Consider the following 25,788-nt stretch of genomic DNA (forward strand, 5'->3'; position numbering starts at 1 on the left):
TTCAAACCTTGATTATTGCTTATGACGTTTTTCGTCTGAAACTGATAGTTTCCAACGACCTTTCTTGCGACGGGCCGTTACAACTTTCCGGCCATTAGCCGAAGACATTCTTTCACGGAATCCGTGCTTATTTCTCCTCTTGCGATTCGATGGTTGATAGGTACGTTTCATCTCATTATCAAATTATTGCGCTGTAAAATCTCTGCTACCCGTAATTTTGGCTTGCAAAGGTAGAAAAAAAATTGAATTATGACAAGACCTGAAAACTTTTTTCTTTTCATAACACGCAGGCAGTATGAAATTTATACAAATTTTCTGCTTCATTTACCTCAGAAGGTCTTATCGGTTTATGTTTACTTTAAAAAAAACTTCTTTTTGAAGTACCATTCGGCACAGCCGTTATTATATTCTACTGATCCCCATGCCGGATCAGGAGCCTCTGTGATAATTAAAATTGAATAAGGGATATTTTTTAATTTAGGGACATAAACAGAATGATCTTTGGTTTGGTAAACTTGTTTGGTACGTGCTTCCATTTCCGTATAAAAACGTGCAGCACGGCCTGTTATGATATCAGACCAGGCAGAGCGATAGTTGAAATTACTGCTATAAATGGTGAAAAAATACAGGGCAATGACCCACCCACCCAATCCAAAGTGTGTAATTACTTTTGAATTGTATTTTTCAATTGTCCAGAATGTGATTACGAAAACATTGTAACTAAAACCGATCAAAGTCCAGAAGGTAATGACACATTGTCCACGTAAATTGGGCGGTGCGGCAATAGACCAGTATGTTGGAAAATAAGTTAGAAAAATACAGCCGAAGAAAATGATTAAAGAAACTATCGGATGAACCGACAAAAACCGGAACTCATTTTTTTCTTTTTTATGATAGAGTTGTGCTGCAAAAGGGATAAGAACCAAGGCCAGGATGCATAGCGTTGGCGCCATTTTGGAAAAATTCAAAACGCCGGTTATCAAACTGTGCTGAATAGAATAAACCAGATTGAATTTTAAAGGTGTGGGATAGAGTCCTGATTCGGCACGTACACCGTTTCCGGGTGCAGTGATCGACAATACTCCAAAAGCCAATGCAACCAAAAATATGATCAGCGATGAAAATTGTAGTTTCTTCTTAGCAATCGAACCAAAAAGAAACAAAGCGCCGGACAATGCAACCAGCCATACCAATGTATATTCGTTGGTACCTACCAGAATAATTACGGAAAGCGAAATGAGGGCCGTATGTTTTGTGCTTAGTGTATTATAATTCCGAAATAAATATGCGAATAAATAAAGTGTAGCAATGTCAGCCAATGTATAATAATACCCTGTGTACCAATAAAAATAGCCGGAAACAATAGGTAATTCGGCTATCAGGACAAACATTAAAAGAAAAGTAATGAGAGCTGTTTGCCATGTCAAAAGTTTATTGACTGTAAGGGCTTTTACAAATACCCACATCGCGTGTGCATAAAAACTGATCAAAATGATCGGTGCTATCTTATAACCCAGATAAGATCCGTAAGAAAGTGGCTGTGTCGCGGAAATCATAGTACCTATGTAACGGCCAGACCAGGTTTTCCAGTAATGCTCTTGATATCCCCAATAACCCATGTCTATAACACCAAGTGCATGACAATAGTCGTCGGTCGTGGGGAAAACGAAAAAGGAAAGAATGAGAAAAGGCAATAGCAAAATGACAAAGGCTAATAGAATAATTTTTAGCTTATTGTTGGGATTTTCAAACCACGTTGAATAATGCATATTTGTTTGGACTCGGCAATTATGATCTAGCAGATGGCCAAAAATAAGACAATTATTTGAAGAATCGGCTCCTGTTTAAGCGAAAGGATAGAGAAACTTTACCCTAATTTTTAATAAATTCACGCCGATTCGTGCAGTTTGTGAAGCAAATCGAATCTCTTATTTCATCTTTTAATTGATGCTTTCTATGTATTATAATGTTCACACACATCCGCATTCTGAAAGTGAGGATGTGCTGTTTATTGAAAATTTATACAAAAATTTCGATCACAAAATTGAGGGACGAAAAGTCAGTATGGGTTTACATCCATGGTATCTCGATGCAGGAAATCTGGATGAGCAATTTAATATATTGGCGGAATATGCCGGAAAGTCGGAAGTTCTTGCCATCGGAGAATGTGGGTTGGATAAGCTCTCTTCAACCGATTGGGATTTGCAGCTGAGGGCATTTCAATTACAGATAAAACTTGCTCAGGATTTGGGTAAGCCGCTAATTATTCATTGTGTCAGAGCTTTTAATGAAGTGCTGGTCCAATTAAAAAAGGTAGAGGTACCGGTTGTTATTCACGGTGTAAATAATAAACTGTCCATTGTTCAGCCTTTAATTGATGCCGGGTTTTATTTATCCTTCGGAAAATCGCTGGTTGGTGGAAACGCAGCAATTCTCAACACTTTCAAAGCGACGTCATTGGAGCGGGTATTTTTGGAAACCGATGATGCCGATATTGATATCAGGGAAATCTATAAATCCGCAGCACGCATAAGAGATATTTCTGAAAACGAGATTGTTTTGCAGCTTGAAAAAAACTTTTTAAACGTATTTCAATCGTAATGGAAGATTTCGCCTGGCTTTCCCGAACGGAATTGTTAATTGGAAGAGAAAAACTTGTCAAGCTCAGTAACGCGCATGTGTTGATTATAGGTCTGGGCGGGGTAGGATCTTTCGCGGCAGAATTTATTTGCAGAAATGGCGTTGGAACAATGACAATCGTGGATGGCGATACTGTTGATCCAACGAATAGAAATCGTCAATTACCTGCGTTATCGACCAATCATGGCGTTAGCAAAGCGGATATTATGGCAGAACGGTTAAAGGCGATTAATCCTGAATTGACTTTACATGTTGTCAAAACCTTCATCAATCCGGAAGCAGTCGACGAAATTTTGTCGGCAAATACTTACGATTATATTGTTGATGCGATTGATAGTGTCACACCGAAAATCACGTTTTTGAAAGAAGCCTTCCAGCGAAAAATCCCAATCGTAAGTTCCATGGGCGCGGGTGGGAGAATGGATCCGACGATGATACGCGTGGTTGATATTTCAAAGACATACAATTGCAACTTCGCGCAGCAGGTTAGAAAAAACCTGAAAAAAGAAGGCATTTATAAAGGTATCAAAGCCGTATTTTCTTCCGAAGAACAGATCAAAGAATCGCTTATCTTGACAGATGGCAGCAATTATAAGAAATCAGCATACGGGACCATGTCTTATTTGCCAGCTACTTTTGGTGCAACATGTGCTTCTGTGGTAATCCGGGATTTGATTGAGGATTAAACCTAAAATCCCGGCGTCGTTAATGCTGGGACAACTAATGAAATTATATTTCAACGACAATTTTTCCCTTAGCTTTATTACTTTCCATGTAACAATGCGCTTCTGAAATCTGATCGAGCTTAAAAGTTTTGTCAATATTGAGATTGATTTTTCCTTCTGCGACGGCATCAATAAATTCCTGAAGCAAATCCTTTTGCAAGTTTGCTGCGTCAACCATATAAACCGTCAGGCGGCCTAGCGACGGGATATCATCCATAGGCGTGAACTCATTCATAGTCCATGAACCGCCCAAAATGCCCGTCATACAAACAATTCCTTTTGGGCGAATACATTGCAGAGAATCTTTTAAAGTTTCGATACCAATCAATTCAAGCACTTTGTCAACACCTTTGGGAAATAGGCTTTTAAGTTTTGTATTAATATTTCCATCGTCCAAAAGTGCATAATCTGCCCCATTTTCTTTTAAATGAATTTCTTTTTCGGGATTTCGAGTGGTTGAAATAACGGTTAGTCCTTTTGTTTTGGCTAATTGACAAGCGAGCATACCAATAGAGGATGTCCCGCCGCGGATCAATAATGTTTCACCTTCTTTTATTTCCAAAGCCCCATTTAAAGATCCGGAAACCGTCTGGAACATTTCGGGAATTGCGCCCAGTACATTCCAGGGAAGGTCACTTTCAAATGCAAAAACAATTTCCAGCGGAACGGCTGCGAATTCGGCATAACCTCCGTCGAAATCCCTTCCCAGGCCACCCATAATCGCAGCAACTTTCTGGTCGGTTTTGTAAGTTCCTGATGGATCTTCCTCGATTTCGCCAACGCATTCAATACCCTGGGTCCTTGGAAAAGCTACATTTGGCGAATGACCTTGTCTTGTAAATATTTCAGATCTGTTCAATCCAAATGCTTTTATTTTTATTAAAACCCAACCTTCCTTAATTTCGGGTTTTGGTCTTTCCTGAATTTCTATCACGTCCGGATTTCCTGCTTTTGTAGTTACTGCGGCTTTCATTTTGTTTATTTTAATAGTTTGATGATGATATATTTTCTTCCACAAGATGATGGTCATCTGGAGAATTTAAGAATTCATTAACCTCGTTAAGTGCTTTCTGCGAAGCCTCCGAATAAATATTGGCTAAAGGCCAGACGTGAGCCTGATCTTTATAAATACTCAATACCGCATCATCCTGAATCAGTTTGACTTCATTATAAAAATTGAGACTGTCGTCCAGCAAAATTTCATTAGTGCCAACCAGGATGAGCACCGGGAGAAATTCGGTTAAAAGTACACTTTCCGGGCTGGATATTTCTATCGGTGTTTTGCCGGAATAATCAGCGGCAGCCTTTTTCAAATATTCAGGACTGAGAATCGGGTCAATGTTTCTGTTGGCTTCGATAGAAGGATTATTTCCGTGCAAACTGATCCACGGCGAAATGAACACCACTTTTGACGGCAGTTGAATATTCTGTTTTAACATTTCTCCTACGGAAGAAACGATCAGGCCAGCACCGGCACTGTCGCCGATGAATTCAATTTTATAGCTGGGAATGCTTTCGATCAGTTTTTTATATACCTGAATAATATCGTTGAGCCCAACCGGATATGGATTTTCAGGGGCAAGGGTGTAATCAATAAATAAAATTCTCCTTTGAAGTTTTTGCGAAAAATGGCTGATCATACTTGCGTGCGACTGGATCGACCCCACAACGAAAACGCCGCCATGGAGAAAAATGGTTATGTTTTTTGACGTTTCGTTTTCGGGAATAAACCAAAAACAGTTTACGCCGGTGATATTTTCCTGCTCGATTATAACTTCCTTCGCTTTGGGATAATTGTTTCCCAATTGATCAAATCCGTTTCTCCTTGTTTCCAAATCTTCCATTGCTATCCTCTTCTAACTTAATTGCTTAAATCAATTTTAATAAGACAAAGGTGCTCGTTAATGGACAAACTGACCCATAAGAAAAATTAAGAAATGCCCTTAAGATAGTTTAAGAGTAAATTTTATCTCTTAGATATTTCTTTTCTGATTTTACTGAGAAATTCAGGAGTTATACCCAGATAAGAAGCGATTTGCGTATTGGGAAGTCGTTGGGAAAGTTTCGGATACTGATTTAAAAAAGTAAGGTAGCGCTCCTCGGCAGTAGAACTAATTGCTTGTAAAACCCGGTTTTCAAGCTCGACAAATCTGTTTTCAATGATCACTCTGAAATTTCTGTTGAATTTCGGGTTACTCATGAAGAGTTCTATAAGATCAGGTTTGGTTATTTGCAGGATGACCGAAGGTTCAAGCGCCTCGATAAAAACGCGGCTCGGCTTTTCATTATAAAAACTGTCAATTTCCATGATCCAGTCGTTTTCAGCAATGAATTGAAGATTATGTTCCGTGCCTTTTTTATCGACATGGAATTTTTTGAAACAGCCTTCCGCTACAAATGTGTAATGTTTGCAAACATCCCCTTCCTGCAAAATAAACTGCCGCCGCTTGACTTTTCTTTCAGCAAGCCTTTTGGATAAATCTTCCCTTTCTTCTTCGTCAAGAGGAATATAGTTGTCAAAATTTGCAAAGAGTTTTTCCAGGGTCACGGCTGATAAATTTATTTGCGTTATTTGATATGCTTTATTGCAAATGTTTTGTTAATGATCGAGGGAGCTCGGTTTCTTCTCAATTTTAATAAACAAATGATCACTTATATAACAGGATTCAATTGATGGCTAATATCGATCAAATTACTAATTATTTGAAAAAACTGGTTGAAGTTACTGATGAAGAGGCAGATTTGTTTGGCACCTATTTCAAAGAAAACCGGATAAAAAAAGGTCAGTATATTATTCAACCAGATTTTACAGCAAAATATCGGAACTATGTATTGCAGGGTGCTTTCAGGTCATTTGTTGTGGATGAGGAAGGGCAGGAGCATACAATCTCCTTTGCCATTGACGACTGGTGGATTTCTGATGTCAACAGTTATATCTATCAGAAACCTGCTACCATGTTCGTCGTTGCGTTGGAAAACAGCCAGATCCTTCAAATAGAATATGAAAAAGAACAGGAGTTGAAAGGGCTAAATCATAAGTATGAAACCTTTTTCAGAATTATGGCAGAAAGAGGCATGGCTTTTCATCAGAGAAGATTTATATCAAATCTGACTCTTTCGGCAGAGAAACGGTATGATGATTTTTTGAAAAAGTACCCGTCGGTTGTTCAGCGAATGCCTCAATATGTTTTAGCTTCTTACCTGGGGATGACCACACAATTCCTTTCCAGGATACGCAAAAGGAAGAAATCAAGTGAAACTGGTTTCACTTGATTTCTTAATCTGGTTTCTCTTCGCTGAGATATTATTCCCCGAGCTTTGCATCGTATTTAAAACAAAGACAATGGCAGGAAAATTGAATAATAAAGTGGCCGTAATTACCGGTGGAAGTGCCGGAATAGGCTTGGCGACTGCAAAATTATTTGCAGCAGAAGGAGCAAAAGTTGTAATCACAGGACGTAATGCCGGTAATTTGAACAAAGCGGCAAAGGAAATTGGCAATGGCGCCGTGGCAATCCAGGCAGATTCTTCAAAACTTACCGATCTTGATTATTTGTATAAATCCGTTGAGGAAAAACTTGGTAAGATTGATGTATTGGTAGCAAATGCTGCGGTTTACGTATTGGCTCCTTTAACAGAGTTTACGGAGGAGATGTTTGACAAACAAAGCGATATTAATTTTAAAGGCACATTTTTCACTGTTCAGAAGGCAGTTAATTATCTGAATGACGGGGCATCCGTTATTTTAATATCGTCGATTGCAAATGCAAAAGGTATTCCTAGCCACGCTTCTTATTCCGCCACAAAAGCCGCTATCCGTTCCTTGGGAAGAAGTTTTTCAGCGGAATTGCTCGGCAGAAAAATTCGTGTCAATGTACTATCACCCGGCCCGGTCAATACCGATGTTTTTGACCAGGTGACTTCCTCAAAAGAAGAAGCAGATGCTTTTAAGGAAAATATGGCTCAGTTTACTCCAATAAAAAGAGTTGGTGAGCCAGAAGAAATTGCGGCAGGTGCATTATTTCTGGCTTCTGATGATTCAAAATTTATGATCGGGTCGGAATTGCTAATTGATGGTGGGGTTATATCGTTGTAAGACATCAAAGTCGATTATATAGTTTTTTGTGAAGGCCTCGAATTTTAAAATTTGAGGCCTTTTTTGATTAATACTCTCCGCATCGCTTTTGCCGCTATATAAAACGAGGAGGCTCCGATGGAGCCGGGGAAATTTTGAAGGTTGGATGCCTTGCTATAAACAGGATGCTCCTTACGGAGCCAGATTTAGAGCATACGAATTCTCCTCATATCCCAGAAACGCAAAAAGGCCACCATCTTTCGATAGTGACCTTCTGTTCTTGTAGCGGGAGCTGGCCAGGATCGCCTGCCCGGTCGCACCAGCGATCTTTGGGTTATGAAACAACAAGGTCGGAATTGATTGATATGTCTGAAAATGCAAAAAGGCCACCATCTTTCGATAGTGACCTTCTGTTCTTGTAGCGGGAGCTGGTCAGGATCGCCTGCCCGGTCGGACCAGCGATCTTTGGGTTATGAAACAACAAGGTCGGAATTGATTGATATGTCTGAAAACGCAAAAAGGTCACCATCTTTCGATAGTGACCTTCTGTTCTTGTAGCGGGAGCTGGCCAGGATCGCCTGCCCGGTCGGACCAGCGATCTTTGGGTTATGAAACAACAAGGTCGGAATTGATTGATATGCCTGAAAACGCAAAAAGGCCACCATCTTTCGATAGTGACCTTCTCTTCTTGTAGCGGGAGCTGGCCAGGATCGCCTGCCCGGTCGCACCAGCGATCTTTGGGTTATGAAACAACAAGGTCGGAATTGATTGATATGCCTGAAAACGCAAAAAGGCCACCATCTTTCGATAGTGACCTTCTTTTCTTGTAGCGGGAGCTGGACTCGAACCAGCGACCTTTGGGTTATGAGCCCAACGAGCTACCAACTGCTCCATCCCGCGGTGTCGTTGAATTGGAGTGCAAACATACGACTAATGTTTCAATAAAAACAACTATTTTTGTAAAAAAGATTTAAAAAATATTTTCACGACCCCCTGATATCACCCGATTTAATATGAATTTTTCCTTGTCTCCTGCCGCTTTAAGGGGGCGTATTCACGTAGTAATGTTGCTCAGGATACTCTGGATCATGGTTTTATTCACGATCTGTCGTATTTTGTTTTATTTGCTGAACACGATTTTTTTTCCTGATATTTCTTTTGAGCATGCATTAAATTTAATGGCGGGTGGAGTCAAGTTTGACATCGTCGCCGTTTTTTATGTCAACATTCTGTACATTTTTTTGATGTCGGTTCCCTTTACTTTCAAATATCGGGCAGGCTATCAAAAGTTTCTGGATTATCTTTTTATCATTTCCAACAGTATTGCTTTGTCGGCGAACTGTATGGATATGATTTATTATCGTTTCACGATCAAGCGTACTACCTGGTCGGTTCTCAAAGAGTTCTCGCATCAGGATAATATGGGAATGCTTTTTGGCGGATTTATTCTGAGGTACTGGTATGTTGCTGTGATCTGGATTTTGCTGGTCGTGTCATTGGTTAAAATTACCCGTATTCTAAAAGTCAAAGGACGCGCAGATTATCCTGTCTGGGCCTTTTTCGCTATTCACGCGGCGATCATGTTTATTACTGTGAAACTTTTCATAGGTGGTGTCCGCGGTGGTTTTGCTCATAGTATCCGTCCGATCACATTAAGCAATGCGGGAGAATACGTGAAAAAGCCGAAAGAAATGTTTTTGGTTCTCAACACACCTTTCTGCATTTTTAAGACACTAAGCAGAAGTGATTACGAACGCATCAGTTATTTTCCAGGATTGAGGGAAGCGGGTCAGGTGTATAGTCCCATGCATGCGCCTGATAGTATTCAGCAACCGTTTAAGCCCATGAACGTTGTAATTTTAATATGGGAAAGTTTCGGGAAGGAAATGGTAGGTACCTATAACCATGATCTTGAAAACGGCACATACAAAGGTTACACGCCTTTTATTGATTCATTAATGCAGCATAGCCGGGTCAATTGGTATTCTTTTGCCAACGGAGCTAAGTCTATTGAGGCGATTCCTTCGGTACTTACAAGTATTCCCGGAATCAAGGAGCCATTCGTGACGATGCGTTACACCGACAATAAATTGCCGAGTTTGCCTGCTATTCTGCAAAGCAAGGGTTATTCAACTTCCTTCTTTCACGGTGCGCCAAACGGCTCAATGGGCTTCCAGGCTTTTGTCAATTTGATTGGTGTCCAAAAATATTATGGTAAAAACGAATATAATAACGACGATGATTACGACGGAATCTGGGGAATCTGGGATGAGGAATTTTTACAATATTGGGCCAAAACGATGAATACCTTTAAAGAGCCTTTTATGAGTACGCTCTTCACGGTTTCTTCACACGATCCATACAAGGTTCCGGAACGTTACAAAGGCAAATTCCCGACGGGGCCATTGCCTGTTTATGAAACAATGGGCTATACCGATAACGCTTTACGTGCATTTTTTGCCAAAGCCAAAACGATGCCCTGGTTCAAAAACACGCTTTTTGTAATTACAGCGGATCATGCGGCAACTTTTGCGCATTATCCAAAATATCAGACATCGGTTGGAAACTTCTCCATTCCAATCCTTTTTTATGCACCCGGCGATAGCACTTTGACGGGGCGCGATACTACGACGTTAGTGCAGCAAATTGATATTATGCCGTCGGTTTTGGGTTATCTCCATTACGATAAACCTTACTTTGCTTTCGGAAAAAATATCTTTCAGAACCCGCCGCTGAACTTTGCTGTTAACTATGATGGTGTATATCAATGGTTCAACGGGCCATACATATTGCAATTTGATGGCAAGAAAACCGTAGGTTTGTATAATTATCAGAAAGATAACCTTCTGAAAAATAATTTAAAAGATAAATTACCGGCCATTCAAGGCCCGATGGAGTCACAGGTTAAAGCTTTTGTTCAGCAGTATACCAATCGTATGCTGGATGATAAGTTAACCTTGACACCTTAAAATATTTCGTTGTTTTTTTGTGCAATTAGTACTCAGTCAGCGAATTACAATAATAAGTTATGAGCGAAAATACAGAAAATCCAGTCTCACTACGCGACTTTCGCGCCGGATTTGTGAGCATAATTGGTAAGCCTAATGTTGGTAAATCGACATTGATGAATGTGCTGGTAGGAGAGAAGATGTCCATCATCACATCCAAAGCGCAGACGACCCGTCACCGTATCATGGGAATTTTGAACGGAACACATGAAGAAATTCCTTTCCAACTTGTTTATTCGGACACTCCGGGTGTTGTTAAACCTGCATACAAATTGCACGATTCCATGATGACCTTCGTAAAAGGTTCTCTTGAAGATGCAGATGTGGTATTGTTTGTTACCGAAGTTGGAGAAAAAGCAGCGGATCATGAAGTGATCCCTTTGCTTCAAAGAACAAATGCGCCGATTATTTTGGTGTTGAATAAAATTGATCTATCGAACGAAGAAGAACTGAAACGCAAGACAGAAGAATGGGAAAAGGAAATTCAGCCTGCTGCAATTATCCCGATCTCGGCGCTGTTGAATGCAAACGTCCAGACTTTGTTTGATGCAATTATTACCCGGTTACCATTTCATCCACCATACTTCGATGAAGATGAACTAACCGATAAACCTGAACGTTTCTTTGCTTCGGAAATCGTTCGCGAAAAAATATTTCTGAACTACCGCCAGGAAATTCCATACAGCAGCGAGGTGGTTATTTCAGAATTTAAGGAACGCGACGATATGATTGTGATCCGGGCCGAGATTCTTGTGGAACGTAAAAGCCAGAAAGGGATTATCATCGGGGAAAAAGGCGCGATGCTGAAAAAAATCGGCAGCGAGGCGCGCAAGGACATGGAAGATTTCTTTGGTAAAAAAGTTTTTCTTGAACAACATGTAAAAGTAGAACCGGATTGGAGAAGCAAGGAAAACAAGCTTCGTCAGTTTGGATATGAAGAATAAGGAACGTCATTCTCAGTCCTGAATTCAGATCCTGACAATCAGGTTTCTATCATTAAGAATTAATAAAATGGGTTTCTGTCCAAAAACTTTCGGACAGAGATTAGAAAAATAAAAATGGCAAATATTATATCAATCGTAGGGCGCCCAAACGTGGGTAAATCTACACTTTTTAACCGTCTGATCGAAAGTCGTAAGGCTATCATGGATAACCAGAGCGGCGTTACACGCGATCGTCATTATGGCTATGGTGAATGGACGGACCAGTATTTTACCGTGATCGACACGGGAGGATATGTTGTAGGATCAGAGGATATTTTTGAAGGAGCAATCCGCGAACAGGTGGAACTTGCGATCGAAGAATCGACGGTAGTTTTGTTCATGGTAGATACCATGACAGGACTTACAGATCTTGACAAAGACTTTGCAAACGTATTGCGCCGTTTCAACAAACCGGTTTATCTGGTTGCGAATAAAGCAGAAACAACGGATCGTTATCAGTCGGCAAACGAATTTTATGAACTAGGTTTAGGCGATGAGATCTTTGCAATTTCAGCACAAACGGGTTTTGGAACAGGTGATTTACTGGATGCGGTGATAACGCATTTTGAAACACCTGGTATCGAAGATCCGGAAGCAGGTATTCCACGTATCGCGATCATGGGCCGTCCAAATGTTGGGAAATCTTCTTTCCTGAATGTTTTGACAGGAACAGACCGTAGTATTGTAACAGATATAGCCGGAACGACTCGTGACGCAATTCATACGCATTACAATGCGTTTGGAATGGAATTCATTTTGACGGATACGGCTGGTTTACGTCGTAAATCCCGTGTGAATGAAGATATCGAATATTATTCAACGCTTCGTTCGATCAAAGCGATGGAGGAATCTGATGTTTGTATTATTCTTCTGGATGCAACATTAGGATTGGAAGGACAAGATGTTACGATTATCGGTCAGGCTGATAAAGCTAAAAAAGGTATCGTAATCATGGTCAACAAATGGGATTTGGTTGAAAAAGATTCTAAAACGGCTGATGCTTTCAAAAAGGCGCTGTTGGAAAAACTTGCACCAATGAATTACATGCCTGTTATTTTCGCATCTGTTGTTGAAAAACAACGGATTCACCAGGTAATGGAAATGGCGATGCAGGTTTATAAAAACAAAACGAAGAAAATCACGACTTCGAAATTGAACGATGTGATGCAGGCTGAAATTGAAAAATATCCGCCGCCGGCACACCGTGGAAAATATATCAATATTAAATATATGATCCAGCTGCCAACACCTTCACCGACGTTTGTATTTTTCAGCAGCAACCCGAAACATGTACAGGCACCATATTTGCGTTACCTGGAAAACAGGATGCGTGAAAACTTTGACTTCGCAGGTGTACCCATTACGATTTTCTTCAGAGAAAAATAGATAGGGTTAAAACCTCAGGTTTTATTAAAAAGTGAAAAATGCCTGCAAATCTTTTGTCGGCATTTTTCATTTCATCACGAAAAGGATACAGTTTGGATACCAAATAATCACTTTCATCTTTTTTTATTTTCAGCATGCAACCTTTGTTCGTAATTTTCCATCCTTAAAAAAGACGGATTAAACAGTCCGACTGCCGTTTTTAACAATTAAAAAAAATATTTTCAAAAAAATTGTTAAAAACAAGGTACTATGTATTGCAATGTACCTGATAAAACATATATATTTGTACTGTCAATTAGTTACAAGGATTTAAGCACAACGATTTTCTCTAAAAGACTGAAAATAACATAGCCATGAAAACCATAAAATTACTTATCGTCCTTTTTCTTTTCAGCCTTCAGGTTAATGCTACCGGCTATTCCCACAACATGTTTGTAGCCCACAAAAAACTACAGGCTGGAAAAGAATATCGTGAAGTAAAAGAACGTGTTGCGAAACAAGTATCTGCAAAAACAGTTGTGAATAAAACGGTGGTTATCCAGTCAGGACAATCAGCGATTTCATACACAAAAAATCTTGCTGCGAAAGTTAGTAACATGGTTACACTGAATGAAAGAATATTGGAAGAAGGACCGGTTGCATTTTTTGAAACCGAAGAAGATAAGGAAATGAATAATTCAATTGCAACTAAATTGGCAGGTTTGATCAAACAGGTTATCTACGCTTTCGTTGGATCTCCTTCTTTGTCAAAATCGTAAGTATAAAAGAAATTTCGCAGGTATTGTGAATTAAGGCTAGCAGGTATGATTTTCAAATCATACCTGCTTTTTTTATGTTAATTAACCTACTGTATTGGTCAGTGTTCCAATGGGTTCGATAGTAATATGGACAACATCACCAACCTGCAATGTAAAGTCAGATGGAGGAATAATTCCGGTACCCGTCATCAAATAACAACCTGTTGAAAAGGATAATTCACGGTATAAAAATCGAAGCAATTCATCCGCTTTACGTTTCATTTGGGAAAGTGTAATTTCTCCGTTAAAAACTTCCTCTCCGCCACGAACAATGGAAAGATCGATAACAGTTTCCGGTGAAAGTGGTTGCTCAGGAACATAAAGGCAAGGACCAAGTGCCGTACTTCCGGTATAGGATTTGGCCTGCGGTAAATAAAGTGGATTTTCGCCCTCAATACTTCTTGAACTCATATCGTTCCCGATAGTATAGCCTACAAGTGTTCCTGATTCTGAGGCAAATAACGTTAATTCAGGTTCCGGAACGTCCCAGGTTGAATCCCGGCGAATGCGCACTGTTCCTTTATGCCCAATGACACGCGGCGCCGTTGATTTGAAAAATAATTCAGGGCGTTCTGCATCGTAAACGCGGTCGTAGAAACTTCCGCCACCGGCTTTTTCCGATTCTTCCATCCGAGCTTCCCGGCTACGGAAATAGGTAACTCCCGAAGCCCAAACTTCCTGAGAGCCAATGGGTGCCAAAACTTCTGGCATCGGGGAATCAGCTGTAAAGGTCACCGGAATTAAACTTTCTGATTGTAGCTGGAGCCAGTCATACAAATCGTCGCGGTTCACTACTATATCCCAGTCAGTTTCCGGAATGCGGTAGAACAGATCCTCTTTTTCTAGCAATATCCCGTGTTCGGTTTTATATAATTTCATGGTTTCGAGATTTGTTTTGCTTCAATAAGCCACAAAAGTGATGCCTATACTTTAAGATAAGTACGAATTTTAAAGCCTTCGGGCTATTTTAATTCTGAAATATTTAGAGGAGCCAGAATATTATTTTTTATTCCGACTGGCGCCATAAGCGTCTGTCAATTGGGATTTTTTCCTGGGTAATTAATCGAACCTCGGCAAACAAAGAGTGTTTGGGATGAAGTAAAATATTATGAGAAAAAGGAACAATGACGGAGGGTAATGCAATGGCAAGAAAGTCAGGGTTTTGAAGCCAGTCTTTCAGCCAATATTGAGTTCTCTCGTAATTTTTATCTTGCCAAAATGGCGGCATTTCGTCCCGTTGGTAGTATTTGATATTATCAGGAATTTCGATGGAAGAAAGCCAATAAACCGGTAAATCCTCGTAGCGGACGCCGGGAGCATGCGCAAGAGTTTCGACCAGACCAAGTTCAGGCGTGGAAGTAGTGTAGAGAATGCCTGTTCCTTTTGGGTTCCAGCGTGCTCCGAATAACCGGCTTCCTTCGGCAGATAAAGATTGGTCAACAAACTTTTCTCTTACAATTCGGTAAACAATCATAATCAGGCAGGAAGGCCATAATCCAGCCGCCCAAGTACATCATCTACCAGCGTAAAACCCGTAACCGTATCCATCATTTGCAGCGGAGTTTGATCATTGAGCTCACTAACAGGTGTCCTCAGCCAATTTCTGACAACGGTTTCGTTTCCTTCAAAAGTATCCAAAGCATGGATCAGGATATTTTTTAAAAGCAAAAGTCTTTCAGAAGCATCCGTACCTAAACGTTTGTCAGTCGCAATCCGATGAAGATTTCGGGGTGTCATACCCAGCAAGTAAGCCATCTCATTATCGGTAAGTTTTACCATGTTGGACACTGTATCGACCATTGAACGCAACACGCCTTCACGAGAGGTCCTTATTACTGAAAAATCAGAAACATGACTTGCGCCGTAATGAACGGCTCTATCAGCTAACACATTATATTTTTCCATACCTCCAAAATAAAAATGGAATTGTGTCATAAATCTATATGACTTATTTCACAATTCCAATCTTTAATCAAACTTCAACTAAAATAAATTACAACAGACTGATTTTAAAGCTTTTCCTTTAAAAAGTCGGCCGTGTAGTTTCCTTCCAGTTTTGCCATTTCTTCCGGTGTTCCGGCAAAAGTCAGATATCCTCCGCCTTCTCCACCTTCCGGGCCAAGGTCCAGAATCCAGTCAGCGCATTTGATCACTTCCATATTATGTTCAATAATGATAACACTGTCACCCTGATCCACCAAAGCGTTAATAGCTTTTAATAATTTTTTTATATCATGAAAATGAAGTCCGGTTGTTGGTTCATCAAAAATGAACAACATTTTTCCTTTGTGGCCAGAGCCTTTCCCGAGGAATGATGCGAGCTTTACACGTTGTGCTTCTCCGCCGGAAAGTGTATTAGACGATTGTCCCAAACCGACATAACCTAATCCAACTTCCTGCAGAGGCAATAATTTATCAGCTAGTTTTGGTTCTGATTCTCTGAAAAACGCAATCGCTTCATCAACGGTCAGATCCAGAATATCCGAAACATTTTTACCATTATACTGTACTTCCTGAATTTCCTGTTTGAAACGTTTTCCGTTACAGCCTTCACATTTCAGATAAATATCGGCCATGAACTGCATTTCTACTTTCACCTGGCCTTCACCCTGGCAAATTTCACAACGTCCGCCATCAACATTAAATGAAAAATGGGAAGGTTTATAACTCCGCGCTTTTGAAATTGGCAAATCCGACATCATCTGACGGATGTAATCATAAGCTTTGATATAAGTCACAGGATTAGATCGCGATGATTTTCCGATAGGATTCTGGTCAATCATTTCAATCGCTTCCACACGGTCAAGACTTCCGCTAAGTTCATTGTATTTTCCAACTTCTTCACTGAACTCACCTTTAAGGCGCATCAAAGCCGGATATAGTATTTTCCTGATTAATGTTGATTTTCCGGAACCACTGACACCCGTTACGACCGTCAGATTATTCAATGGAATTTTTACATCAACATCTTTAAGATTATTTTCTCTTGCTCCTTTTATTTCAAGAAAATGCAAAGATTTTCTTCTTACCGTCGGAACAGGAATTGAATCATGACCCAACAAAAAATCCAGGGTATGCGAATTCAAACTGTTTTCTTCACCACTCAATTTCAGTTCACGGATTTCATCCCAGTTTCCTTGGAAAACCAGATTTCCGCCGCCCGTACCCGCTTCCGGACCAATATCAATAATCTGATCGGCGGCATGCATTACCTCTTCCTCATGTTCAACAACGATCACGGTATTTCCCAAATCACGAAGTGATTCCAGAACGCCAACAAGTCGCTGCGTATCTCTGGGATGAAGACCAATACTTGGCTCATCCAGAATATACATGGAACCTACCAACGCACTTCCCAGCGAAGTTGCCAGTTTGATACGCTGAAATTCACCACCTGACAAAGAATTCGTTAACCGGTTTAAAGTCAGATAACCCAAACCGACACGGTTCATATAATCCAGACGCGTTTCAATTTCTGTCAAAATCCGTTTGGCAATACTTCTGTCGTGCTCATTGATATCAACGGATTTGAAAAATTCAATCACATTATTAATCGGCATCAAAACCAGATCAGTAATCGAAACACCGCCTACTTTTACATAAGAAGCATCTTTTCTCAAACGTGATCCGCGGCAATCCGGACAAGTTGTGCGGCCACGGAAGCGTGATAATAACACGCGATACTGAATTTTATAAGTCTGCGTTTCCAGTTCAGCAATGAAACTGTTGATTCCCTGAAAATACTGATTTCCAGTCCAGAGCAATTCTTTTTGCTCAGCCGTTAATTCTTTGTAAGGTCTGTGAATTGGAAAATCGAATTTGGCACCATTACGCACCAAAGGCACCAGCCATTCACTCATTTTCTCGGTACGCCATGGTGCAATGGCACCGTCGTAAACCGAAAGATTTTTATCAGGAATTACCAGTTCAGGATCAATACCCAATACTTTTCCAAAACCTTCACAGCGTTTGCAAGCGCCGAAAGGATTATTGAAACTGAAAAGATTTACCGTCGGTTCCTCAAAAATGATTCCGTCCAGTTCAAACTTATCAGAAAATGTTTTTTGTTCACCGTTTACAACCTGCACATAACAAATTCCTTCGCCCTCAAAAAAGGCCGTTTGCACAGAATCAGAAAGACGATATTGTGTGTCTTCATCGTCTTTATGGACCGTCGCACGGTCAATTAAAATATAAATTTCTTTTCCTTCCAACGGAAAATCTTCCGGTTTTTCCAGAATTTCTTCAATATAAGCTACGTCGGTATCAATCATGATCCGGTTGTAACCTTTGGAAAGCAGGATCGTCAATTCTTCATAAATGGATCTTCCGTCACGAACCAGTAATGTCGTCAAAATTAAAACACGAGCGCCTTCTTCGTGATTTAAAATGTAGTTGACAACATCGGTAACCGAATCTTTTCTGACCAACTGTCCTGAAACCGGTGAAAACGTATGTCCGATCCGGGCAAAAAGTAATTTCAGGTAATCATAAATTTCAGTGGAAGTTCCAACCGTTGAGCGTGGATTCCGGGTATTTACTTTTTGCTCAATGGCGATTGCCGGCGAAATTCCTTTGATATATTCTACCTCAGGTTTTTCCATACGCCCCAAAAACTGGCGGGCATAGCTGCTCAGACTTTCCACATACATCCGCTGGCCTTCTGCAAAAAGCGTATCAAAAGCCAAAGAAGATTTTCCTGAACCCGAAAGTCCGGTAATGACTACCAATTTATTTCTTGGAATGGCGACGTCAACGCTTTTCAAATTATTAACACGCGCACCTTTAATCAGAATGTATTTTCTTGGATCGAGTTCATCGAATTGAGAAGCGTCAATCCGGGTCACAGGTAATTGCATCATATATAGAAAATCAGGTCGATTTGCGCGAGGATTTTTGGTAATCCCCGATCATTATTTAACCCAAAAAACGCCGAATTAGTTTGCCTTTCCTAATATCAGTCCATCGGCTTTCAGCTTTCGGCAATCGTATTAAAGCTTTAAACCGGATTTTGGCCCGACTGAACTACCGATGACTGACTGCCGACAGCCAAGGTTAAAAGCTACATATTTTAAATCGGGATAATGTTTGATATATAAACTACATTTTGGGCGTATATTCCTTTTTTGAACTGATTTTTGCCAAAACGATTCCATATTTTTCAAAGAAAATCGTGTCAATCGGATATTCTTTCAAACGAGGTTTTCTTCCAAATACAACTTCCCCTGCTTTTGGCTCACGATCAGATGCATAAAGGCCTGAATAAAAATGAAAACTTGGATTATAATGGTTGAAGATAATCAGGTTTTCAAATCTGTTTTTCTTTGCAATCAACGCAGCTTCTTTTACAGGTTGCTGTAACAAAGCACCAAGTCGCGGCATCCACAAAATATTAATTGTAAAAAGCATAATCAACCCAACGACGCCCATTCTGATTTGCAAATCCCAGTCTTTTTTTATCCAAATAACAATCAAAATTGTGATCAGCAAAAGCATCGTTATCGCATATGAAATATCAAATTCGGAAGAAACTCCTTTTATAATTTCCACCGCATATTCATCATCGATTTTTGAAATAATACCTTGAATTAAGAATGGAATTGCCGCTAATAAAATCAACAAAATAACAGAAGGCCAAACAATCGGAAGACGCTTGTTATTAGCTGCATACCATCCACCTAAAATGCATAGCGGCGAATAACCGTAAATGATGTAATGATGCAGTTTGGTACCAGAAAGTGAAAAGAGTATAAAAACAAAAGCAAACCAGATTAACAAAAAGGAGAAAAGAGGATCAATCCAGATGGTACGGATTTTGGAAAATGATTTTAAAATAACAGCGGTAAAAGGAAGCAAACCCAATAAGAGAACCGGAACGAAATATAAAATTCCACCGTAGTGCCCTTCAAAAGCAGTTTGGAAACGGTTTACGTTATGATTTAAAAAGAAACCGCTGATAAATTTTTCTCCGGTTTGAAGGTATTCCAATACATACCAGGGAGCGGCAATAATTAAAAATATCAGCAAGCCGGGAATATTGAAAAGGCGAAGAAATGGTTTCCAGGTTTTGGTTTTCAATAAATAAATCAAAAAAACTGCTCCGGGAATTAAGATTGCAATAGGGCCTTTCGCTAAAAAACCGATGGCAGTAAATGCATAAAAAGCCCGGATATATTTTTTTTGATTTTGATTTAACATTTCAAACAAACAAAACATAGCGCCGGTTAACGCCATATTCAATAATCCGTCTGCCAAAGCAGCCTTACCAACAATCGTTATTTGTAGAGAAGAAGCTGCAATAAGCGTGGCAAAAAAGGCAGTTTTTTCACCCAGTTTTCTTTTTGAAAAAATATAAATTAGTAACATCCATACCACAGAAGCCAGACAGGAGGGAAGCCGCATGGCAAATTCTGTCCAGCCGAAAACTTGTGCACTGCCGTATTGAAGCCAGTTGGTAAGTGGCGGTTTGTCAAAACGCTGTTCCTGGTTGACGAACGAAGAAATAAAATCACCTCTAACAACCATTTCACGGGTTCCTTCTGCAAAAAAACCTTCGTCTTCATCAAATAATGGCGCGTTGCCAATGCCTGATAAAAAGCTGAAAAAGATAAAAAAGGCTAGAAATAATTTACGGATATTTTCAGGATTGGGCATTAATTTTTGAGCTAATAATCTTGTTAATCAATGTAATCTGCTGATTATAAATATTTCATTAAGCCGCCGCCAAGCCTGGGATTTGACTGCGACTGCCAGAATTGATTCAGGTAAAAATAAATAATTACAGAAAAGGAAATCCCCAGAAATGCGCCAAGGTAAACATCACCAAGAAAATGAGCTAACAAATACATACGGGAATAAGCGACGAGAAGTGGGGGCAAAAGAAGCAGAATTTTTAAAATCGGAGATTTACATTCGAGCGCCAAAATAGTAAAAAGGGCGAAAGCTGCCGTTGTATGTCCCGAAGGAAAACTATTGAAATAATATAAATCTACGCCATCCACCTTATGTAGTTGAGGCAATAATGCGGATAAAACTTTTGGAGGACGATAGATTTCAGTAAAAACCATTCGTTTCAAAAACTGTACAAAAATGCCGGTAATGGCATAACTAACGATTATTTTGACCGAAAGCCGGTAAGAATATAACGAAGCCAAAAGTCCTGCAATCAATATAAAAGCACCATCGCCGACAAAAGTGATCCATTTAAAAAAATGGTCCGCAAACGGAGACCAGAAGTAATTTACATGAAGAATGATATAATTCTGCGTAAAGAGGAGCTGCAAAAAACTCAGCGCCGCCCAGATGATTATAAAAGGTAAACAATAAAATCTGTGGCGGAAAAAGAAGAGTTTCATACGTTATTTTTAAATCTGTAATTCTTTTGATGTGATAAATTGAACGCCTTTTCCTTTTGCCTCTTCAAAAATCGGATCGGCCAGATATCCGAAATTTGTAACATCCGAAACACAGTCAGTCAGCAGTGTAACTTTTGAAATTAGCTCAGGTGCATAGTTTAAAATTTGTTTCACGCTTGTAGCCACGCAATGCGAACGCGCTTCGCCCACGATTAAAACCCGGTCAAAAGCTTCGAGCTCGGAAAGAAATTTCTTATCAAGCTGTGTTTCCGGTGCGCCTTCGATCGGAACCTGGGCGCGAAACACACCAAAATGTTCGGTTAATGGATTTGTTCCTTTTATAACAACTTTATAATCAGTACCCGTACGATGTGTCCAGGAAAGCAGAGCGTGCAAAATAGTATCATCCAAAGCTGCGCCGCCTGAGCCGATCAGACAATGTTCGGGCCAGATGAAATGTTTGAATTCGCCTTCTTTTTCAAGTTTTTCCAAATATTCCAAAACATATTCCGGACTAAAACGAGGTCGCCATTTTCCTGCTTTCACGGCTGCGGCAGTTATCAATGTAAAAGGTGCAACGGTATTTCCATTCGGGTCTGCCCAAAATAAGGGATGCGCAATATCCAGAACGTGATGGGTATCAAGCGTCACAAAAATCTCGTCAATTTCTCCTCCATGCGTTGCTATTAACTGCGCTATTCTTTCGACATCGTTTTCAGCACCAGGTACATACAAGGCTCCTTTGGGATTGCAAAAATCAAACTGAGCATCAATAATCAGCAACGCTGTGGATTTGTTTTTCATGACAAACGCTTTTCAAATGTGAAGAAATAGAGAAAATTAAATAAGTCTGTTAAGTCAGGATTAACTTAAAATGAAGTTATTCCCAGATCTCCGGAAGTTCCAGCTGTTTTGCATACATTTTTGACGCCAACTGATGTACTTGTTTAAGCATCTGATTGACATCCCGTTTGTAATCAACGTGATAATCTTCATCCAGTTTATTAAATCCGTTGAGCGTAGTTTGTGCTTTTTTCGCAATGTATAGCGCCACCTTATCGGTTCTCGAACTATACCCGCGAAGTTTGTCCGCATACTTTTCCAGAAAAGTATTAAGTAGAAATAAATTGAGCTCCAGAGCACCCACTTTATCTTTAGTCACTTTTACGTGATATGTAATATCTCCGCTCAGATTTCGCATATCCATCAAAATCCAGCCAGGTGAATCCTGAATGATTTTTGAAATTCTTGTGATACGTCCCATAATCGCTTCCCGTCTTTCAGGAATTGTAGACGAATCTTCAATCAGTTCAAAAAATAATTTATCGGTTAGTGTGCTGTCTTTGGTAATCAGCCGCAGAAGAAGTTTATCTTTTTCTTTCGGAGGCATTTGTATGATGGCTTTTTTTAACTGATCTGGTATTGGCATAACCTGTACGCTTTTATATATAATAGGATGTGGTGCTGACTAAATTTCTACAAAAATTGAAACTTATAGCCGGTTTTCATAATCGGGATAATATTGTTATTTCCATACGTTATATTCTTTTTATTATTTCGATTTTAAGGAATTTACAACTTTGGCAACTTAGACAAATCAAAATAAAGATACGTTCACTATGTATAAAGTGAAATTATATGGAAAAGACATAATAGGCTCTTAACTTGCACCGTTTTTTTATTTTAAACGGATATATACACTATATGATTTCAGTGGCCATGTGCACTTACAACGGCGCAAAATACTTGCCTGAGCAGTTGAAGAGCATTGCCAATCAGATAATCCCCGTTGATGAACTGGTTGTGTGTGATGATGGATCGAACGACGATACCATCGAGGTTTTAAAAACCTTTTCAGAGAATTCATCTTTCCCGATTTTTATTCATCAAAATAAAAGTAACCTGGGATCTACTAAAAATTTTGAAAAATGCCTTTCACTTTGTAAAGGAGATATTATTTTTCTTTCTGATCAGGATGATGCGTGGAGGACGGATAAGGTAGAAAAGCAAATGGCCTATTTTAATAATCATCCTAAAATCGATGCCGTTTTTTCGGATGCGATGATGATGGATGATGATTCAAAGCCAACCGGACGTACCATTTGGGAAGAAATAGAATTTAATGATGAAGCTCAGGCAAAATGGACGAGGGGAGAAGCACATGAAATTCTTTTTAAAGGTTTCGTGGTGACCGGAGCTACGCTGGCTATAAGAAAAAAAGCACTGGAAAGACTGATGCCTTTTCCAACACACGTGCCTGATCTTATCCATGACGCTTATATTGCGATGGTTTTAAGTCTGGAAGAAAAAATTGCTTTCATAAATGATACTTTGATTTCATACAGGATTCACGCCAGTCAACAGGTGGGTTTTGGTTCAAAAGTTGAATATGTGCGTTTTAAAGACCGGTTTTCACGTGACAGAAATGAAAAACTTGTTCCGTTAAAGGAAAAAGCGGATAAATTATACAAACTTTATCTGCTTCTGATGGAAATCCCCTTTATTCCAAAAGAAAAACTTAAGAAACTGCGGATGTCCCAAAAGCATTTTTACAAGCGGTCGACGCTGCCGGATAATCGTTTGATGCGTCTTGCACCGGTTGTAACGGATGTAGTTCAGGGCAAATATGTATTTAGCAGCAAGGATTGGTGGTTGCCGGCCTTTGGCGATATTTTTGAATAATTAATGACGGAGGCCGTGAAAAGTAAAAATCAGGATCCGGCCATAGCCGTTGTCATTCCTATATATAAGGCTGCATTGAATGCGCTGGAAACTGTTTCGCTCAAACAATGCATGAAAGTTTTGGGCCGATATCCCGTCAGGATCGTTAAACCTGCAAGCCTCAATATTCAAAACCTGAAAGAAGAATTCCCCTCTGTTGAATTTGTTTCTTTTGAAGATTCTTTTTTCAAAGATATTGATTCCTATAACCGACTGATGATTTCTACCGGATTTTACGAAGCTTTTTCAGGTTATGAATTTATACTGATTTATCAGCTGGACGCCTATGTTTTCAGGGATGAGCTGACCGACTGGTGTAAAAAAGGATTTGATTATATTGGCGCACCATCACTGCATCGTGAGGAATTTGACAAATTGCCGGCCGGATCGGAAAATATTTTCGCCTCTGCACTTTCCGGAAATCGCTTTGTTTTAAACGGCGGTTTGTCTCTGCGCCGGGTTCCGGCATTTTTGCGATATCTGAAAATTTATAATTTGTTTTACCCGAAATGGGTCGGAAATGAAGACATGCTTTTTTCTCAGGAAGCAACACGATTAATTCCGATGAAATTATTTCTCAAACTGCCAACCTGGCAGGAAGCACTTCATTTTTCGTTTGAAAAAAGTCCGGCCGCTACGTATGAAATCACCAATCACCAGCTTCCGTTTGCCTGCCACGCCTGGGAACGTTATGACCCGGAATTCTGGAATTCTTTTATTTCAATGAAATAAAACGAAAATCTGTTTAACAATTTTTAACAAACTATCGATGTATCTGCGTCGTTTTGAAGTTAATTTCGTATAAAATTAACAAAGATAAACTATGAACTATAAATCGCTTTTGGCCTTTGCTAATGCTATTGTGCTTTCACTTACTGCTACTTACGGGCAAATAACTGAAACCCCGAAAGTAGAGGAACAATCAGCGGAATATGTAAAAATCAAGCGTGTTGAACTTACGGATCAGTATACCATTGTTTACATGCAGTTTGTTGAAAAACAGTCCTCTGCATTAAAGGAAATGCAGCCTTTTTTAAGAAGAATGCCGGATCAACAATTTCAGATGCCATCGACTTCCACAATTAGCCTGGATCCGGAAACACGTCTTTATAAACCAGGAGAAGTGAATGTGAAATTCAAACTGATCAAGGCTAAAGATATTCCGACGGAAATGAGGAAAAAGGTAAATCCAGGTGAAGTTGTTGATTTCGTAGCTTATTTTGAACGACTTACACCGGGGATAGAGATCTTTGATTTTTATGAAGGCCGTGCTACAAAAGGACAACAGACATGGAATTTCTACGGAATTCATATAAAAAACCCGTTAAAGAAAACTGGCAAAACAACAGCGAAGGTTGTTCCAAAAGTGGAAAAGCCGGTTCAACCACTTGTTGAAGAGAAGAAAGAAGAAGAAATCGAAGCTAAGCCAACAGTACCGGAAGAGGAATTGGTCATGATAAAAGGAACGGTTTATGATTCAAAAACAAAAAATCCGGTTCCTGCTCAAATTAGTTATCTGGAAAAAGGAGATTCGCTTCAATATAAATCTTCATCAGGAAATTATCGTATTGGTATCAACCCCAAAGAAAAATATGATTTCAAAGTATTTGCAAAGGGTTACTATGGAAGCAATTTTAGTTTGAATGCGGCAGATTCAGCTGCGAAAGGATCTTTTGTAAAAGATTTCTATCTCATTCCGCTCACGGTTGGAGAAACAATTTCGCTTCCCAACATTTATTTTGAAACGTCAAAATATACTTTACTCACTGAATCATATGCTGAACTGAACCGATTGGCCGATATGATGAGGGAAAATCCTAAAATAAAAATCCGCGTGGAAGGTCATACTGATAACGTAGGTGATTTTGACAAAAACCTGGAACTGTCGACCAACCGTGCTTTATCGGTAAAAACGTATCTGATTAATAAAGGAATTGACGAACAGCGTATTGAAGCAAAGGGATTTGGAGCGACAAAACCTTTGGCAAAAAATGGATCGGAAAATGAAAAACGAAAAAACCGCCGGGTTGAATTTGTGATTACGCAGATTTAATATTCTGGTATCAAAAAACGGGTTCCGGAAATAATTTCCGAAACC

Annotated in this window: 25 protein-coding genes and 1 tRNA gene; 11 read left to right on the plus strand and 15 right to left on the minus strand. The window is 39.7% G+C overall.

The features are described from left to right. Positions 1-12 precede the first annotated feature (12 nt). Both rpmH and FZF08_RS09745 read right to left on the minus strand, forming a co-directional pair. Entirely contained in the window at positions 13-171 is a 159-nt protein-coding gene (gene rpmH / locus FZF08_RS09740; RefSeq protein WP_137337982.1) for a 50S ribosomal protein L34, read from the minus strand. A 182-nt stretch (positions 172-353) separates the two neighbouring features. Next, positions 354-1,769: a hypothetical protein gene (locus FZF08_RS09745; RefSeq protein WP_159468459.1), complete on the minus strand. Its 1,416-nt coding sequence runs from the start codon at positions 1,767-1,769 to the stop codon at positions 354-356. 187 nt (positions 1,770-1,956) lie between these two features. Between FZF08_RS09745 and FZF08_RS09750 the strand changes: the two genes are divergently transcribed. Continuing rightward, positions 1,957-2,601 (plus strand): TatD family hydrolase, encoded by a 645-nt coding sequence (locus FZF08_RS09750; protein WP_159468460.1) that lies wholly within the window; start codon positions 1,957-1,959, stop codon positions 2,599-2,601. After that, entirely contained in the window at positions 2,601-3,326 is a 726-nt protein-coding gene (locus FZF08_RS09755) for a ThiF family adenylyltransferase (protein ID WP_159468461.1), read from the plus strand. Before FZF08_RS09750 ends, FZF08_RS09755 begins: the two co-directional genes overlap by 1 nt. Positions 3,327-3,369: 43 nt before the next feature. Here the strand turns inward: FZF08_RS09755 and FZF08_RS09760 are convergent, their stop codons facing one another. The 3 genes from FZF08_RS09760 to FZF08_RS09770 form a co-directional block, all read right to left on the minus strand. Next, positions 3,370-4,338 carry a zinc-binding alcohol dehydrogenase family protein gene (locus tag FZF08_RS09760; protein ID WP_159468462.1) on the minus strand — a complete coding sequence of 323 codons (969 nt, stop codon included), beginning with the start codon at positions 4,336-4,338 and terminating at the stop codon, positions 3,370-3,372. Between the two features lie 10 nt (positions 4,339-4,348). After that, positions 4,349-5,209 (minus strand): alpha/beta hydrolase, encoded by an 861-nt coding sequence (locus FZF08_RS09765; RefSeq protein WP_159468463.1) that lies wholly within the window; start codon positions 5,207-5,209, stop codon positions 4,349-4,351. 122 nt (positions 5,210-5,331) lie between these two features. Continuing rightward, the gene (locus FZF08_RS09770) at positions 5,332-5,913 is read right to left on the minus strand and encodes a Crp/Fnr family transcriptional regulator (protein ID WP_159468464.1); all 582 of its coding nucleotides are present in this window, start codon (positions 5,911-5,913) and stop codon (positions 5,332-5,334) included. A gap of 125 nt (positions 5,914-6,038) precedes the next feature. Between FZF08_RS09770 and FZF08_RS09775 the strand changes: the two genes are divergently transcribed. Continuing rightward, complete coding sequence (locus FZF08_RS09775) at positions 6,039-6,638, plus strand: Crp/Fnr family transcriptional regulator (protein ID WP_159468465.1); 600 nt, start codon at positions 6,039-6,041, stop codon at positions 6,636-6,638. A 70-nt stretch (positions 6,639-6,708) separates the two neighbouring features. Next, entirely contained in the window at positions 6,709-7,461 is a 753-nt protein-coding gene (locus FZF08_RS09780) for an SDR family oxidoreductase (RefSeq protein WP_159468466.1), read from the plus strand. A 171-nt stretch (positions 7,462-7,632) separates the two neighbouring features. On the opposite strand, the gene FZF08_RS09785 is transcribed toward FZF08_RS09780, so the two are convergent. Both FZF08_RS09785 and FZF08_RS09790 read right to left on the minus strand, forming a co-directional pair. Next, entirely contained in the window at positions 7,633-7,788 is a 156-nt protein-coding gene (locus tag FZF08_RS09785) for a hypothetical protein (RefSeq protein WP_159468467.1), read from the minus strand. 479 nt (positions 7,789-8,267) lie between these two features. After that, positions 8,268-8,340: transfer RNA gene (locus FZF08_RS09790), tRNA-Met, on the minus strand. Between the two features lie 113 nt (positions 8,341-8,453). Here FZF08_RS09790 and FZF08_RS09795 point away from each other — a divergent pair. From FZF08_RS09795 to FZF08_RS09810, 4 genes are all read left to right on the plus strand, one after another. Then, on the plus strand, positions 8,454-10,409 hold the full coding sequence (locus FZF08_RS09795) for an LTA synthase family protein (protein ID WP_159468468.1): 1,956 nt from the start codon (positions 8,454-8,456) through the stop codon (positions 10,407-10,409). 59 nt (positions 10,410-10,468) lie between these two features. Continuing rightward, a complete protein-coding gene (gene era, locus FZF08_RS09800) occupies positions 10,469-11,392 on the plus strand; it encodes a GTPase Era (protein WP_159468469.1) in 924 nt (307 codons plus the stop codon). 114 nt (positions 11,393-11,506) lie between these two features. Continuing rightward, complete coding sequence (gene der, locus FZF08_RS09805; protein ID WP_159468470.1) at positions 11,507-12,817, plus strand: ribosome biogenesis GTPase Der; 1,311 nt, start codon at positions 11,507-11,509, stop codon at positions 12,815-12,817. 353 nt (positions 12,818-13,170) lie between these two features. Then, positions 13,171-13,575, plus strand: a complete 405-nt coding sequence (locus FZF08_RS09810; RefSeq protein ID WP_159468471.1) for a hypothetical protein — start codon at positions 13,171-13,173, stop codon at positions 13,573-13,575. 81 nt (positions 13,576-13,656) lie between these two features. On the opposite strand, the gene FZF08_RS09815 is transcribed toward FZF08_RS09810, so the two are convergent. From FZF08_RS09815 to FZF08_RS09850, 8 genes are all read right to left on the minus strand, one after another. After that, entirely contained in the window at positions 13,657-14,493 is an 837-nt protein-coding gene (locus tag FZF08_RS09815; protein ID WP_159468472.1) for a fumarylacetoacetate hydrolase family protein, read from the minus strand. 127 nt (positions 14,494-14,620) lie between these two features. After that, on the minus strand, positions 14,621-15,088 hold the full coding sequence (locus tag FZF08_RS09820) for an RES family NAD+ phosphorylase (protein WP_229216480.1): 468 nt from the start codon (positions 15,086-15,088) through the stop codon (positions 14,621-14,623). A gap of 2 nt (positions 15,089-15,090) precedes the next feature. Beyond that, the gene (locus FZF08_RS09825; protein ID WP_159468986.1) at positions 15,091-15,519 is read right to left on the minus strand and encodes an antitoxin Xre/MbcA/ParS toxin-binding domain-containing protein; all 429 of its coding nucleotides are present in this window, start codon (positions 15,517-15,519) and stop codon (positions 15,091-15,093) included. 104 nt (positions 15,520-15,623) lie between these two features. After that, positions 15,624-18,476, minus strand: coding sequence for an excinuclease ABC subunit UvrA (gene uvrA / locus FZF08_RS09830; RefSeq protein WP_159468473.1), 2,853 nt, complete (start codon positions 18,474-18,476; stop codon positions 15,624-15,626). 238 nt (positions 18,477-18,714) lie between these two features. Beyond that, positions 18,715-20,268, minus strand: a complete 1,554-nt coding sequence (locus tag FZF08_RS09835) for a glycosyltransferase family 39 protein (RefSeq protein WP_159468474.1) — start codon at positions 20,266-20,268, stop codon at positions 18,715-18,717. Between the two features lie 44 nt (positions 20,269-20,312). Beyond that, positions 20,313-20,969 (minus strand): phosphatase PAP2 family protein, encoded by a 657-nt coding sequence (locus tag FZF08_RS09840; protein WP_159468475.1) that lies wholly within the window; start codon positions 20,967-20,969, stop codon positions 20,313-20,315. Positions 20,970-20,978: 9 nt separating this feature from the next. Further along, complete coding sequence (locus tag FZF08_RS09845; RefSeq protein WP_159468476.1) at positions 20,979-21,773, minus strand: isochorismatase family protein; 795 nt, start codon at positions 21,771-21,773, stop codon at positions 20,979-20,981. A gap of 76 nt (positions 21,774-21,849) precedes the next feature. Then, on the minus strand, positions 21,850-22,398 hold the full coding sequence (locus tag FZF08_RS09850) for a hypothetical protein (RefSeq protein WP_159468477.1): 549 nt from the start codon (positions 22,396-22,398) through the stop codon (positions 21,850-21,852). Positions 22,399-22,688: 290 nt separating this feature from the next. Between FZF08_RS09850 and FZF08_RS09855 the strand changes: the two genes are divergently transcribed. From FZF08_RS09855 to FZF08_RS09865, 3 genes are all read left to right on the plus strand, one after another. Continuing rightward, on the plus strand, positions 22,689-23,651 hold the full coding sequence (locus FZF08_RS09855; protein ID WP_229216481.1) for a glycosyltransferase family 2 protein: 963 nt from the start codon (positions 22,689-22,691) through the stop codon (positions 23,649-23,651). A 15-nt stretch (positions 23,652-23,666) separates the two neighbouring features. After that, positions 23,667-24,422, plus strand: a complete 756-nt coding sequence (locus FZF08_RS09860) for a DUF5672 family protein (RefSeq protein ID WP_229216482.1) — start codon at positions 23,667-23,669, stop codon at positions 24,420-24,422. A gap of 91 nt (positions 24,423-24,513) precedes the next feature. Then, complete coding sequence (locus FZF08_RS09865; RefSeq protein ID WP_159468480.1) at positions 24,514-25,743, plus strand: OmpA family protein; 1,230 nt, start codon at positions 24,514-24,516, stop codon at positions 25,741-25,743. The last annotated feature ends 45 nt before the right edge of the window (positions 25,744-25,788 follow it).

This window comes from Dyadobacter sp. 3J3, assembly GCF_009801115.1.
Taxonomy (GTDB): domain Bacteria; phylum Bacteroidota; class Bacteroidia; order Cytophagales; family Spirosomataceae; genus Dyadobacter.

Bases quoted from the DNA above. Each gene is read 5' to 3' on its own strand.
- rpmH (WP_137337982.1), bottom strand. From the start codon at position 171: ATGAAACGTACCTATCAACCATCGAATCGCAAGAGGAGAAATAAGCAC.
- FZF08_RS09745 (WP_159468459.1), bottom strand. From the start codon at position 1,769: ATGCATTATTCAACGTGGTTTGAAAATCCCAACAATAAGCTAAAAATT.
- FZF08_RS09750 (WP_159468460.1), top strand. From the start codon at position 1,957: ATGTATTATAATGTTCACACACATCCGCATTCTGAAAGTGAGGATGTG.
- FZF08_RS09755 (WP_159468461.1), top strand. From the start codon at position 2,601: ATGGAAGATTTCGCCTGGCTTTCCCGAACGGAATTGTTAATTGGAAGA.
- FZF08_RS09760 (WP_159468462.1), bottom strand. From the start codon at position 4,338: ATGAAAGCCGCAGTAACTACAAAAGCAGGAAATCCGGACGTGATAGAA.
- FZF08_RS09765 (WP_159468463.1), bottom strand. From the start codon at position 5,209: ATGGAAGATTTGGAAACAAGGAGAAACGGATTTGATCAATTGGGAAAC.
- FZF08_RS09775 (WP_159468465.1), top strand. From the start codon at position 6,039: ATGGCTAATATCGATCAAATTACTAATTATTTGAAAAAACTGGTTGAA.
- FZF08_RS09780 (WP_159468466.1), top strand. From the start codon at position 6,709: ATGGCAGGAAAATTGAATAATAAAGTGGCCGTAATTACCGGTGGAAGT.
- FZF08_RS09795 (WP_159468468.1), top strand. From the start codon at position 8,454: ATGAATTTTTCCTTGTCTCCTGCCGCTTTAAGGGGGCGTATTCACGTA.
- era (WP_159468469.1), top strand. From the start codon at position 10,469: ATGAGCGAAAATACAGAAAATCCAGTCTCACTACGCGACTTTCGCGCC.
- der (WP_159468470.1), top strand. From the start codon at position 11,507: ATGGCAAATATTATATCAATCGTAGGGCGCCCAAACGTGGGTAAATCT.
- FZF08_RS09810 (WP_159468471.1), top strand. From the start codon at position 13,171: ATGAAAACCATAAAATTACTTATCGTCCTTTTTCTTTTCAGCCTTCAG.
- FZF08_RS09815 (WP_159468472.1), bottom strand. From the start codon at position 14,493: ATGAAATTATATAAAACCGAACACGGGATATTGCTAGAAAAAGAGGAT.
- FZF08_RS09820 (WP_229216480.1), bottom strand. From the start codon at position 15,088: ATGATTGTTTACCGAATTGTAAGAGAAAAGTTTGTTGACCAATCTTTA.
- FZF08_RS09825 (WP_159468986.1), bottom strand. From the start codon at position 15,519: ATGGAAAAATATAATGTGTTAGCTGATAGAGCCGTTCATTACGGCGCA.
- uvrA (WP_159468473.1), bottom strand. From the start codon at position 18,476: ATGATGCAATTACCTGTGACCCGGATTGACGCTTCTCAATTCGATGAA.
- FZF08_RS09835 (WP_159468474.1), bottom strand. From the start codon at position 20,268: ATGCCCAATCCTGAAAATATCCGTAAATTATTTCTAGCCTTTTTTATC.
- FZF08_RS09840 (WP_159468475.1), bottom strand. From the start codon at position 20,969: ATGAAACTCTTCTTTTTCCGCCACAGATTTTATTGTTTACCTTTTATA.
- FZF08_RS09845 (WP_159468476.1), bottom strand. From the start codon at position 21,773: ATGAAAAACAAATCCACAGCGTTGCTGATTATTGATGCTCAGTTTGAT.
- FZF08_RS09850 (WP_159468477.1), bottom strand. From the start codon at position 22,398: ATGCCAATACCAGATCAGTTAAAAAAAGCCATCATACAAATGCCTCCG.
- FZF08_RS09855 (WP_229216481.1), top strand. From the start codon at position 22,689: ATGTGCACTTACAACGGCGCAAAATACTTGCCTGAGCAGTTGAAGAGC.
- FZF08_RS09865 (WP_159468480.1), top strand. From the start codon at position 24,514: ATGAACTATAAATCGCTTTTGGCCTTTGCTAATGCTATTGTGCTTTCA.